The following is a 13054-nucleotide window of genomic DNA, read 5'->3' on the forward strand; positions in this document are numbered from 1 at the left end:
GTCGCGTCGCTGCGGGCGGCCGTTCGGCTTTGCGGTCGCTTTGCGACCGAGCCTGCATCTGGACAGTGGCGCACCCGCCACGCGCCTTGCCCGCCATGTGGCGCTGGCCGATAAGCGCGCCATGCCCCGGATCGACCCGTTCCACGCGATTCTCGCCAACAGCCTGTTGCAGAACGTGGTCAATTTTACGGTCTGGTTCGCGCTCGTCTTCTGGGCCTATCTGGAGACGCAGTCGGTCTTCGTGACCGGCATGATCGGCGGCATCCACCTGGCCTTCACCGGCGCCTTCGCGATCTGGTTCGGGAGCCTCGTCGATCACCACCGCAAGCGCCCGGTGATGCTGGGATCGAGCGCGGCCTCGCTGGCGCTCTATGCGGCGGCGCTCGGCGTGTGGCAGCTGAGCCCGCCCGGGGCGATGGCCGATACCGCCGGGCTGGCGCTGTGGGGCTTCGTCGTGCTCGTCATGCTGGCGGTGATCGCGGGCAACATCCGGATGATCGCGCTGGCGACGCTGGTGACGGTGCTGATCCCGCCCGACCGGCGCGACCGCGCCAACGGCCTTGTCGGCATCGTCGGAGGGGTGGGGTTCCTGGTGACCTCGGCGATCAGCGGCTTCCTCGTCGCATGGGACGGCATCCGCGGGCCGCTGGCGCTGGCGATCGGCTTCAGCGCGCTCGCGATCGTGCATCTGCTGACGGTGACGATCGGCGATCCCGAGCCCGAATCCGCCGCCGGGGGCGCGCGCCGGGACATTGACCTGCACGGCACGATCCGGGTCGTGGCGGCGGTGCCGGGGCTGTTCGCCCTGATCCTCTTCGCGACCTTCAACAACCTGCTCGGCGGCGTCTTCATGGCGCTGATGGACGGCTATGGCCTGTCGCTGATGAGCGTCGAGGAATGGGGTCTGCTGTGGGCCGCCGCCTCGAGCGCCTTCATCGTCAGCGGCATGGTGATCGCCCGCACCGGCCTCGGCAGGAACCCGCTGCGCACGCTGCTGCTGGTGAACCTCGTCATCTGGATCGCGGCGAGCCTGTTCACAATTCAGGCCTCGATCCCCCTGCTGATCGCCGGCTGCGTGATCTGGATGTTCTTCGGCCCCTTCGCGGAAGCGGCCGAGCAGACCACGCTGCAACGCGTCGTCCCCTTCGAGCGGCAGGGGCGCGTGTTCGGCTTTGCGCAGTCGGTCGAACAGGCGGCAGCGCCCCTCACCGCCTTCCTGATCGGCCCGCTGACGCAGTTCGTCGCGATCCCGTGGATGACGACCGGCGCGGGCGCATCGCTGATCGGCGGGTGGTTCGGCACGGGCGCGGACCGGGGGATGGCGCTGGTGTTCTGCCTGACCGGCGCACTCGGCGTGGTGCTGACCCTCGCCGCCTTCGCCTCGCGCTCCTACCGGCGGCTGTCGCAGGCCTACGCGGCAGCGCCCGCCGGGGCGCCGCCGATCGTCGTCACCCCGCGCGAACCCTAGAGCGGGATCGGCGGCGCGTAGCCGCTGGGCGTGCGGACACCTAGTGCGCCAGCAAGACCGGCATCTGCGGCTCGCTCAGCATCCGCCGCGTCACCCCGCCCATGATCATTTCGGCAAGCCGCGAATGGCCATAGGCCCCCATCACCAGCAGCCCGCAATCGCGCAGCTGCGCCGCCGAGAACAGCGTCTCCGCCACCGCCGCCTCGCCGCGCGGGATTTCGACGATCTCGCAGTCGATCCCGTGCCGGCTGAGATAGCGCGCGCCCTCGGTCGAGGGCAGGTCGAAGCGCGCGCGTTCGCTGTCCTCGACCACGCAGGCGAGCATCACCTTGCACGAGCAGGCCAGCAGCGGCACCGCCGCCCGCAGCGCATGGGCGCTTTCCGACGAGCCGTTCCAGGCGACCAGCATCGGCGCGCCGACATCAAAGCTCTTCGTTCCCTCGGGCACCACCAGCACCGGCACCGGCGCCTTGAGCACCAGATCGCCGACCAGCGCAGAGGGCCCGCGCCCGTCGCTGCCCGCTTCGGCTGGGCCGACGATCACGATGTCGGCCAGCGGCGAGGCCTCGAGCAGGCGGTGCGGGGCGATGCCGTAGACGAAGCGCCAGTCCCACGGCACGCCCTCGTGCTCGAGCTCGCGCTCGATCTCGGCCCGCAGCTTCTCGGCGTTCTCCTTGATGATCGGCATCGCCGCCGCGATCGCCGAGCCGTAGAAGTCGCCAGGCGCGAAGACCTCGTAGCTGACCGCCTGAAGGCATGTGATGTGGCCGTTGGTCGCCCGGGCGATGTCGAGCGCCACCTGCAGGCGCGCCTGCATCGCCTTGTCGTGATCGATGTGAAGCAGGATGGATTTCATGGCGTGTCTCCCATTCATGGTGAGGATGATCGCCCCGAGTGTCGCGCTGTGCCTTGACCCGGATCAATTTTGCAGGCCGCGCAGGCGCGCGCATAGCACCTTGCCATCGACAAGGCGCGCGCTCATTCTGCTGCGCGAGGGAGAAGGACATGCAGATCACGCGCCATCCGCCGGTGAAGACCAGTCTCGAACCGTCGAATCACCCCTACCTCACGGGGCCGTGGACGCCGCTCCACGAGGAGGTGGACGTCGCCGAGCTGCCGGTGATCGAAGGCGAGATCCCCGCGGACATCGACGGCATCTACCTGCGCAACACCGAGAACCAGGTGCACCAGCCGCTCGGACGGCATCATCCCTTCGATGGCGACGCGATGATCCATCAGGTCAACATCTCCGGCGGCAAGGCGAGCTACCGCAACCGTTTCGTGCGCACCCACTGCTTCGAGGCGGAGCAGATCGCGGGCCGATCTCTGTGGGGCGGGCTGATGGACCCGTGGGGCACCTCGGTGCGCCCCGGTTTCGGCGCGCACGGGGGCCTCAAGGACACCGGCAGCACCGATATCATCGTTCACGCCGGCACCGCCTACGCGACCCTGTACCAATGCGGCGAGGCGTGGATGCTCGATCCGGTGACGCTCGCCAGCCGCGGCAAGGCGCCCTGGGTGCCGCTCGACGGCATCTCGGCCCATCCCAAGGTCGACGAGGCGACCGGGGAGCTGATGTTCTTCAACTATTCCAAGCACGCGCCCTTCATGCATTACGGCGTGGTCGACCGCACCGGCCAGCTGGTCCACTACGTCCCCGTCCCCCTGCCCGGCCCGCGCCTGCCGCACGACATGGCGATCACGCCGAACTGGTCGATCCTCAACGACATGCCGCTCTACTGGGACGAGGAACTGCTGGGCCGCAACATCCACGCCGCGCGCCTGCACCCGGGCGTGCCCACCCGCTTCGCCCTGATCCCGCGCCGCGGAAGCCCGCAGGACATCCGCTGGTTCGAGGCTTCGCCCACCTACGTGCTCCACTGGACCAATGCGTGGGAGGAAGGCGACGAAGTCATCCTCGAAGGCTATCACCAGGCCAAGCCCATGCCCGACCCGCTCGAGGAAATGGGCCGCTACAGCCACATGATGGCCTATGTCGACGAACACTCCTTCCAGTCGCGCCTGCACCGCTGGCGCTTCAACCTGAAGACCGGAGAGACCCGCGAGGAGCGCCTGTCCGAGCGGATCGTCGAGTTCGGGATGATCAACCCGCGCTTCGCCATGAAGAAAAGCCGCTACGTCTGGTCCACAACCACGCGCCCCGGCTGGTTCCTGTTCAACGGCTATGTCCGGCACGACACCGAAACCGGCGAGGAACAGGTCTACCGCCTGCCCGAGGGGGTCTATGCCAGCGAAAGCCCGATGATCCCGCGCAAACCCGCCTCAAGTAGCGGAGCGGTAGGCGGACAAGGACTCGCGACTTCGGAGGACGACGGATATCTCGTCACCTTCCTGATCGACGAGAACACCGGCACCTCCGAATGCGCGATCCTCGATGCCTCGGACGTGACCAAGGGCCCGATCTGCCGCCTCGCGCTGCCGCACAAGATCTGTTCGGGAACCCACTCCGTGTGGGTCGAGCATGACCAGTTGCGGGCCGATGCGGCCTTCCATGCAAGCCGTTTTGCCGCCGCCCGGGCCTGACCGCGCGCGTCAACTCGTCGTATCCCCTGCCCTGATGACCCCCTCCTGCGGGGTGCGGGGCAGGTGCGTTCATCTGGGAGCAAGGTTTCGACCAACAACCACGCCTCGCTCACGAAGCCATCGGGGGCCAACAAGGGATCGCGGCCCGCACCGCAGGAGGATTACCACTGTGACCACCACCATCTTCACCCCGCGCAAGATCGCGCTCGCCGCCCTCATGGGTGCCGCCGCAGCGTCCGGCCTCGGCGCTCAGACCATGCCTGCCAACGTGCCGCCCGGCGAACAGCAGGGCGAAGTCCTGACCACCGTCTACGGCTCGCTCCCCCCGCTCGCCGAGATGGAAGCCGGGCCGCGCGTCACCGGGATCATCTCGGCCCGCACGGGCTCGCGCCTTCAGATCACCGGCGATGACGGCGCGACCACGCAGGTCACGCTCCACCCCGAGACCGAGATCCGCACCCGTGGCGGTTTCCTCGGCATCGGCAACAAGACCCTCGATCAGGACGCGCTGATGAACGGCCTGCCGGTGATCGTGAAGACCTCGCAATATGGCGAGGGGCTGGTGGCGAGCGAGGTCCGCTTCACCAGCGACGACCGCCAGATCGCGGCGATGATCCGCGGCGGCACGCAGCAGCAGTTCGGCGAGCAGGGCGCGGCGATCCAGGCCAATGCCGCCGCCACCGAGGCCCTGCGCGGCCGCCTCGGCGACATCGACAAGTACAACCTCAAGAGCACCACCAACGTCTATTTCGACACCGGCAAGTGGGCGCTCTCGCCGAGTGCGAAGAACGAGCTGTGCAACGCCGCACAGCAGGCCAACGCCAACGAGAACTCGCTGATGCTGGTGCTCGGCTACACCGACATCACCGGCTCGCAGGACTTCAACCAGACCCTGTCGGAACGGCGCGCGGCGGCGGTGGTCAACCACCTGCAGCAGGTGTGCAAGTGGAAGCCCTACCGGATGCTGACCCCGACCGGCATGGCGACCGCCGATCCGGCCGCCGACAACACCACCGCCGCGGGCCGCGCGCAGAATCGCCGCGTCTCGGTCAACGTGCTGGTGAGCAAGGCGCTCGACGGTCAGTAAGGGCGAGCGGGAGCAGGCCGATTGGCGGCCTGCCCCTCCCCCTCTGTGCCGCGCCTCAATAGGCGTTGGTGCAGAGCACGTCGGCGAGATAGACCCGCTGGCGCACCGTCTCGAGGGTCTGGCGGGCCGACCGCCGCCACCCCATCGCGGTGCAGAACTGGTTCGCGGTGCGCTCGGCGCAGTTGGCGGTGGGGGAGCCCGTCGAACAGGCCAGAACCCGGTAGCCGCGCTGGGCCGGGGCCGGATAGAACTCCGAGGCCATGCCCCTGAGCGAGGGGTTGCGCCCCGGCTCGAGGCTGCCCCAGCCGCCCCCGCCCCCGTTTCCGCCGATCGGGCGCATCGATTGAACCCGCCGCCCCTTGAACGCCGCGCCGAACATCGGCGTGTCGCGGTCGACGGTCCAGCAATCGCCGCGATAGCTCGGCTGCTCGCACAATTCCCACCGCCCCGAGCGCACCCGCACCGACTGGACCCGCCATGACAGGCCCATGTTCGGCTCCGCACGGGTGACGGTGACCGCCGGGCCATTGTAGCCCGCATCGCGGTAGACCGTCGCTTCGGCATTGTTGCCGAACAGCCCGCGCTCCTCCGGCTCCTGCGCGGTGGCGCCGCCCATGCCCGCCAGCGTCATTACCGCCAGCGCCGCCGCGCCCGCACCAATTGTCCAGATCTTCTGCTGCATCACCATCTCCCCCTCGACCGCGCGCCGCAGCGCATCCCGGTGACGAAAGTGACTCACCTTGAGCGTGCTGACAAGCCCGTCGCGGGCGGGCCGCCTCAGCCGCCCGCGTGGTAGAAATCATAGACCTTGCGCGCCACCGTGGCGCTGACCCCGGGGGCGCGTTGGAGGTCCTCGAGCGCGGCCGCGCGCACCTTCGACGCGGTGCCGAAGTGCAGCAGCAGCGCGCGCTTCCTCGCCGGGCCGATACCGGGGATCTCGTCGAGCGGCGATGCCGTGATCGCCTTCGACCGCTTGGCCCGGTGCGCGCCGATAACGAAACGGTGCACCTCGTCGCGCAGGTTCTGGAGGTGGAACAGCAGCGGCGAGTTCACCGGGAGCATCTTCTCGCGCCCGTCGGGGAAATGGAACACCTCGCGCCCCTCGCGCCCGTGGTGTGGGCCCTTGGCGATGCCGATCACCGCCACCTCGTCGGCGATCCCGATCTCCTCCAGCACCCGCATGACGCTCGACAGCTGGCCCTTGCCGCCGTCGATAAGGATCAGGTCGGGGAGGATCGTCTCGTGCCCGCCCGCCTTCGCCTCGGGGTTCTCCTCGCCTTCGGCAAAGTTGCGGAACCGCCGCGCCATCACCTCGCGCATCATCGCGAAGTCGTCGTTCGCCTGCGCCTCGCGGATGTTGAACTTGCGGTATTGCGACTTCTCGAAGCCCTCCGGCCCGGCGACCACCATCGCGCCCACCGCCTTGGTGCCCTGGATATGGCTGTTGTCATAGACCTCGATCCGCTGGGGCGGCGCGTCGAGTTCCAGAAACTCCGCCAGTTCGCGGTTCAATCGCGCCTTGGTGCCGGTCTCCGCCAGCCGCCGCTCGAGCGCCTCGACCGCATTGCGCTGCGCCTGCTCCATCAGCTTGCGCCGGTCGCCGCGCTCGGGGACGGAGAGCCGCACCTTGCGCCCCGCCAGCTCCGACAGGGCCGCTTCGATCAGCTCGGTCTCCGGCAGTTCGCGGTCGACGAGGATGGTCGGCGGCGGCGGCACTTCCTCGTAGAATTGCAGCATCACGTCGGCGAGCACCTGCGCCTCCTCCACGTCCGAAGTGTGGCGGGGGAAGAGCGCGCGGTGGCCCCAGTTCTGCCCGCCGCGGATGAAGAAGGACTGGACGCTCATCTGCCCGTTCTTCGACGCGAGCGCGAAGACATCGGCATCGCCCAGCCCCTGCGCATTGATCGCCTGGCTGCCCTGGATGAAGGTCGCGGCGCGCAGACGGTCGCGCAGCATCGCAGCGGTCTCGAAATCGAGGTTCGCCGCGGCTTCCGCCATCTGGCGTTCGAGATCGGCCTGCACCGCGCCCGATTTACCCGAGAGAAAATCCTTCGCCTGCCGCACCAGCGCGTCATAGCCCGCCTCGTCGATCCGCCCGACGCAGGGCGCTGAACAGCGCTTGATCTGGTAGAGCAGGCAGGGCCGGTCGCGGTTGTTGAAGAAGCTGTCGGTGCAGCTCCTGAGCAGGAACAGCTTCTGGAGCGCGTTCAGCGTGGTGTTGACGCTCCCCGCGCTCGCGAAAGGCCCGTAGTAGTTGCCCTTAGCCCGCCGCGCCCCGCGGTGCTTCTGGATGCGGGGGAAGGCGTGATCGGCGCGCAGCAGGATGAAGGGGAAGCTCTTGTCGTCGCGCAGCAGCACGTTGAAGGGCGGGCGGAACCGCTTGATCAGCTGCGCCTCGAGCAGCAGCGCCTCGGCCTCGGAACGGGTGACGACGATCTCCATGCTGCGCGTCTGGCTGACCATGCGCTGCAAGCGGCCCGAGAGCTGGGCGATCTGGGTGTAATTGGCGACGCGGGCCTTCAGCGAGCGCGCCTTGCCGACATAGAGCACCTCGCCCCGCGCATCGAGCATCCGGTAGACGCCCGGGACGGGCTTGAGCACCTTCACCGTCTCGCGGATCGCCCGCACCCCGCCCTCCAGATCGGGCTGGGCCGAGGCGACCGTATAGGCGGCGCGCTCCTCGTTGAAGCGTTCCGCACCGCGGGGGTCGTGGGGGGTGCCTGCGGGGGTTCGGGCCATGGGGGTCAGATAGGGACTGCGGGGGGCGATTGGCAATTGCCGCGGCGCCCCCTATCGGCAGGTTCGTGGAACGGAGCGACGTCATCATCCTCGGCGCGGGCGCGGCCGGACTGTTCTGTGCGGGGCAGGCCGGGCAGCGGGGCCTGCGCGTCGCGCTGCTGGAGAAGGCCGAGGCGCCGGGGAAGAAGATCCTCATATCCGGCGGGGGGCGGTGCAACTTCACCAACCTCGGCGCGGGGCCGGCGAATTATCTCTCGGTCAACCCCCATTTCGCCAAGAGCGCTCTCGCCCGCTACACCCCGGCCGACTTCATCGCGCTGGTCGAACGCCACGGCATCGCTTGGCACGAGAAGACACTGGGGCAGCTGTTCTGCGACGGCTCGGCGAAGCAGATCGTGGCGATGCTGCTCGACGAGTGCCCGCCTGACTTCGTGACCCTCACCTGCGGGGTCGACGTTGCGCAGGTTGCGCGCGGCGAGGATGGCGCCTTCACCGTCACCGCCGCCGATGGCCGCTCGTGGCAGGCACCCGCGCTGGTGATCGCCACCGGCGGGCCGTCGATCCCCAAGATGGGGGCGAGCGATTTCGCCTACCGCCTCGCGCGGCAATTCGGCCTCAAGGTGGTCGAGCCCCGCCCCGCCCTCGTTCCGCTGACGCTCGGGGGCGAGGAGGCGCTGTTCCGCGAATTGTCGGGCGTCGCCGCGCCGGTGCGGGCGCGGGCGGGAAAGGCGGAGTTCGCCGAGGCGGCGCTGTTCACGCACAAGGGGCTGTCCGGCCCGGCGATCCTGCAAATCTCGTCCTATTGGCGGCACGGCGAGCCGGTCGGCATCACCTTCCTGCCCGACGCCGCGAGCGACTGGCTGATCGAGGCCAAGCGCGACCGCCCGCGCACCCACCTGCGGACGCTACTCAGGGAACGCCTGCCCGATCGCCTCGCCGACGCGCTGGCGGACCGGCTGGGGCTGGACCGCGAGCTCGGGAACCTCGGCGACAAGGACCTGCGCGCCGCACAGGCCAAGCTCGCCGACTGGCGCTTCGCCCCGAACGGCACCGAGGGCTATGCCAAGGCCGAGGTCACCGCCGGGGGCATCGCCACCGCCGAACTCTCGAGCCGCACGATGGAGGCGGGCAAGGTGCCCGGCCTCTATGCCATCGGCGAGGCGGTGGATGTCACCGGCTGGCTCGGCGGCTACAATTTCCAGTGGGCCTGGGCGAGCGGCCACGCCTGCGCCGAGGCGCTGGGCGCGCGCACCGACTGAGGGGCAGCGGGGGTTTTCCTACTCCCGCACCGCGCGCTATGCCCCTTGCGGCTCTTTCCCATGGTTCACGCGCGCACCCGCCCCTACCCGCCGACACGCGGGCCGGAAAAAGCGAAAGCAAAGTGTCAACTTCGCTTTACGCGGCTTACCCCATGAATTCGAAGAACAATTCCTGTAGGAATGCGAAGTTTACAGTGTCAACTTTGTAAACTTCGCCGCCCCGCTCAGAACAGCTTCCTGAGGTCGATCCCGAGATAGAGCCCCAGCGGGTCGATCACGAAGGGATTGTAGTTGACCGGCGTGACGCCGGCCGAATCCCGCACCCGGCGCTGCGCGTCGAAGACGTTGTCGGCGATCAGACTGACGCGCAGATCCTTCATCAGGCCCTCGTTCTTCCCCGTCACCTCGCCCATGTTGGCGAAGATGCGCAGGTTGAAGGTCACGATGTCGTCGAAGAACAGGTCGCTGGTGCCGACCGCCCCGTCGAGCCGGGTTTCGCCGGTGTAGATGCCCGAAAGGCGGAAGCCGACGCCCTTGCCGAACAGGCCCGCTTCCAGCCGGCTCGAATGGCGCGGCAGGCCCAAGGCGCCGGTGGCCTGCCCGTCGAGCTGGTCGAGCGGGGCAATGCCCGGCGCGATCAGGATCTCGTTGGCGAGCTCGATCGTGTGGGTCAGGTTGAAGAAGTAGCGCCAGCCCTGCATCTGCCGCCCGCCCGCGAGCGGGTTGAAGGCCGGGCCGCCCGCAGGCGCACCCCCGCCACCCGGAGCCCCGCCGGCACCCGGAGCACCGCCGGACGGCGGCGCCGCGGCGCAGAAGCGCTGCTTGAACTGCTCGAGCGCCTCGGGCGGGATCGTCCCGTCGGGGCGGCGCGAACGGTCGAGCGCCATCTTAATGAAGGCCGGATCAACGCCCGGCAGTTCGGCCGAGACATCCTCGCCGCGCTCGATCTTGCCGACCAGTTCGGCGATCGCGGCGGTGCCGTCGGGGCCGCAGGCCCGCTCGCGGAAGGCGGCGAGCTGCGGCGGCATGGCCTGCCCCACCGGACGTCCGGCAGGGGCACCGCCCGGAGCGCCGGCCGTCGCGCCGCCGCCCATCATCGCCGGGTCGATGGCGCAGATGCGGGTGCGGAACTGGGCGAGGCGCGCAGGGTCGATCTTCCCGTCGGCGCCGCGCAGGCGGGCGAGCATCGGGGCGAGCCGCGCAGCGTCGATCCCGGGGTATTCGGCCGAGATGTCCGCGCCGCTGTCGATCGCGGCGACGAGCCTCGTCAGGAAGGCCTCCCCGTCATCGGCGCAAAGGCGGGCGCGAAAGGCCATGAACTGCTCGCGCTGTTCGGGGGTCGGGGCGAAGCCGCCGCCGAAGCCACCTGCCGGGGGGCCGCCGGCGCCCGGCTGGGGTGCGGGGGCCGGTCCGGTGGTGGGCGGGGCCGGCTGGGCCGCCGCGGCAGGCGCGCCGCCGCCCCCGCCAAAGCGTCCGCCGCCGCCACCGCCGAAGGGTCCGCCCGGGCCACCCGGAGGGGCGCCGATACTGCCGTTGGTCGAGAAGGTGAACTGCAGCCGGTCCGCGCGGGTCTCGGTAAAGCTCACCGGACGGCGGTCGACGGCGATCAGGCGTCCGGCGGCATTGCGGGTGACGCGGCCCGGGAAGGCGGCCTCGATGTCGGCGGTGATCTGCGGGAAGCCGCTGACCACGTTGTCCGAGCGGTTGCGGATGTAGTCCACCGCGAACCGCGAGTTCTCCCAGAAGGGCAGCGACCAGTTGGCCGAGAACTTCCAGTCGCGCTGGGTCTCGGGCGGGAGCGCGGGGTTGCCCCCGGTGGTGACATCGGCCAGCACCGTCTCGCCGCGCACGAAGTCGAAGACGGGCACGTTGAGGTTGACGATCTGCGGATTACCGAGCTGCGCCAGCCCCGGCGCCACCTCGCGCCAGATATAGGTCGCCGACAGGTCGAGCCCGTCGAACGGCTTCCAGGTCAGGCCCGCGTTCCAGTCGCCCAGCACGCCAAAGTCGCTGAGGTCATCCACCCCTGCCTGCAGGTTCAGGGTGAAGTCGCCGAGCGCATCGAGGAACTCGTCGCGGCGGCTGGTGAGCGGGATCACGACGTTAGCCCCGGTCGAGAGGTTGCGCCGGGTCAGCGTGACCTCGGTCGCCGAGCGGGTGTCGGCGCTCTCGATGCGCTGCCAATCGAGGCGCAGGTCGAAGGTCGCTAGCACCTCGCCCGCAGGCAGCTCGCCGAGCGGGCCTTCGAGCGTCGTCAGCGTACTGCCGTTGATCACCCGGCTGCGCGCCGTGTCGAAGCCGTTCGCCGTGTCGGACGGCAGCGGCCCGTTGAGCGCCAGCGTGCCGGCGAGAGCGGCATTCTGGAACACGGCGAGCTGGTCGGCCCGCAGGCGCCGGTCGATCTCGGTCTCGCTCTCGGTCAACGAGGCATCGAAGGTGCTGGTGAGGCGGAACGAATTGACCGGTCTGGTCACCGACCCCGCAGCCGAGAGGGTGTCGCTCGAAGTGCGCCGCGCCAGCGGGGTGTCCTCGCCGAAGGTGCGGCGAAGGCCGGCGGGGTTCGCCGCGTTGCTCAGCACCACGGTGTTGAGGCCGTCGAGGCTGCGGCTTTCGTTGCGGGCGTAGTTGAGGTTGGCGCTCAAGGAAGTGCCGCTGTCGATGAACGCCTTGGCCCAGGACACGTTGGCGTCTATGCCGAAGGTGTCGGCCAGCAGGCTGCGGAAGGCGGCCTGGTCGGGATCGGTCGCGACCTGCGAGATCGAACCGGGCGTCTGGGGCACGTCGCGTTCGTCTTCGGTCAGGAGGTTGGTGTCCTCCACCCGGATGCTGGCGTTGATCCGTCCGCCATTGGCGATCTTGAGCAGGCCGAGCTGCTGCTCGTTACGGATGTAGCCCCCCCGAGAGGGCGCCTCGAACTCGAGGTCCATCTGGCGGTTGGCGTAATTGTCCTTGAGGATCAGGTTGATCACCCGCCGGTCGGGCGGAAAGCCGAAACGCTGGGCGACTTCCTCGGGGAACACCTCGACCCGCGCGAGCGCCTCGGGCGGGTAGTTGGCGAATTCGCGGAAGGAGCCGATGCGGATCCCGTTGACGAGGATCACCGGCCCGCCCGCGCCGCGCCCGCGCGCCGAGCCGGTGCGGGCGCTGATCTGGGCGATGAGGTCGGTGATCGAGGTCACGCCCTCCGAAGCGATGGCGGTCTCGTCGAGTTCGAGCAGCGGGGCCTGGTCGACGAACAGCTGGCCCTTGAGGCGCCCGGAGCGCACGATGATCTCGTTGGCGGTGACCGAACCCGCGTCGCTGGCGCTGGCGGGCTCTTCCTCGTCCGGATCGGCCACTGGGCCGGGCTGCGGCTGCACGGCCGTGCCGGTCTCGGCAGCGGCCAGCGGCAGAGTCATCGCGGCCAGTCCCAGTGCGCAGGTGCCTGCGCGCAGCATCGCGCGGGAAAGCGGGGAGAGGTTCATGGTGTCCCTTCAGTTGCAGTCAGTTCGGCAGAGGCGGCTTGTTACCGCTCCCTCGCGGGTCGCCGGCGCACGCAGGTTCGCGACCGGAGCGCCTTGCGCGCCCGATCGCCCAACCTGCGAAAACCCGCAGATCAAGGCCCTAACGCACGAGCCTTCCCTTTTGGTTCCCGCATCGCTAAAGCGCAGCCCCACATCGACGGGCGTATTGTGCGCCGCAACGGGAATACGAAGGAATTTCATGGCCAAGGAAGAACTCCTCGAAATGCGCGGGCGCGTGGTCGAACTGCTGCCCAATGCGATGTTCCGGGTGGAGCTTGAAAACGGCCATGAAGTGCTCGGCCACACCGCGGGCAAGATGCGCAAGAACCGCATCCGCGTGCTGGTGGGTGACGAGGTGCTGTGTGAGCTGACGCCCTACGATCTCACCAAGGCGCGCATCACCTACCGCTTCATGCCGGGTCGCGGCGGCCCCGGCCCGCAGTAAGGCCCAGGG

Annotated in this window: 9 protein-coding genes; 5 read left to right on the forward strand and 4 right to left on the reverse strand. The window is 69.2% G+C overall.

Translation table 11 applies throughout. The features are described from left to right. Nucleotides 1-121 precede the first annotated feature (121 nt). Nucleotides 122-1468: an MFS transporter gene (locus ACMX37_RS10560; protein WP_483145886.1), complete on the forward strand. Its 1347-nt coding sequence runs from the start codon at nt 122-124 to the stop codon at nt 1466-1468. Nucleotides 1469-1508: 40 nt separating this feature from the next. Here ACMX37_RS10560 and ACMX37_RS10565 read toward each other — a convergent pair whose 3' ends face one another. Continuing rightward, nucleotides 1509-2324: a universal stress protein gene (locus ACMX37_RS10565; protein WP_483145887.1), complete on the reverse strand. Its 816-nt coding sequence runs from the start codon at nt 2322-2324 to the stop codon at nt 1509-1511. 149 nt (nt 2325-2473) lie between these two features. Here ACMX37_RS10565 and ACMX37_RS10570 point away from each other — a divergent pair, with 149 nt between their 5' ends. Next, nucleotides 2474-4012 (forward strand): carotenoid oxygenase family protein, encoded by a 1539-nt coding sequence (locus ACMX37_RS10570; protein ID WP_483145888.1) that lies wholly within the window; start codon nt 2474-2476, stop codon nt 4010-4012. Nucleotides 4013-4181: 169 nt separating this feature from the next. Beyond that, complete coding sequence (locus ACMX37_RS10575; RefSeq protein WP_483145889.1) at nt 4182-5099, forward strand: OmpA family protein; 918 nt, start codon at nt 4182-4184, stop codon at nt 5097-5099. Between the two features lie 55 nt (nt 5100-5154). Here the strand turns inward: ACMX37_RS10575 and ACMX37_RS10580 are convergent, their stop codons facing one another. Next, a complete protein-coding gene (locus tag ACMX37_RS10580) occupies nt 5155-5838 on the reverse strand; it encodes a beta/gamma crystallin-related protein (protein ID WP_483145890.1) in 684 nt (227 codons plus the stop codon). A gap of 38 nt (nt 5839-5876) precedes the next feature. Beyond that, nucleotides 5877-7838 (reverse strand): excinuclease ABC subunit UvrC, encoded by a 1962-nt coding sequence (gene uvrC / locus ACMX37_RS10585; protein ID WP_483145891.1) that lies wholly within the window; start codon nt 7836-7838, stop codon nt 5877-5879. 65 nt (nt 7839-7903) lie between these two features. Between uvrC and ACMX37_RS10590 the strand changes: the two genes are divergently transcribed. Next, on the forward strand, nt 7904-9097 hold the full coding sequence (locus tag ACMX37_RS10590) for a BaiN/RdsA family NAD(P)/FAD-dependent oxidoreductase (RefSeq protein ID WP_483145892.1): 1194 nt from the start codon (nt 7904-7906) through the stop codon (nt 9095-9097). A 224-nt stretch (nt 9098-9321) separates the two neighbouring features. On the opposite strand, the gene ACMX37_RS10595 is transcribed toward ACMX37_RS10590, so the two are convergent. Next, nucleotides 9322-12561, reverse strand: coding sequence for a porin family protein (locus ACMX37_RS10595; RefSeq protein ID WP_483145893.1), 3240 nt, complete (start codon nt 12559-12561; stop codon nt 9322-9324). Between the two features lie 238 nt (nt 12562-12799). On the opposite strand from ACMX37_RS10595, the gene infA reads away from it, so the two are divergent. Then, nucleotides 12800-13045, forward strand: a complete 246-nt coding sequence (infA, locus tag ACMX37_RS10600; RefSeq protein ID WP_007163491.1) for a translation initiation factor IF-1 — start codon at nt 12800-12802, stop codon at nt 13043-13045. Nucleotides 13046-13054: the final 9 nt, after the last annotated feature.

The sequence above is a fragment of the Porphyrobacter sp. THAI-01a genome (genome assembly GCF_056868655.1).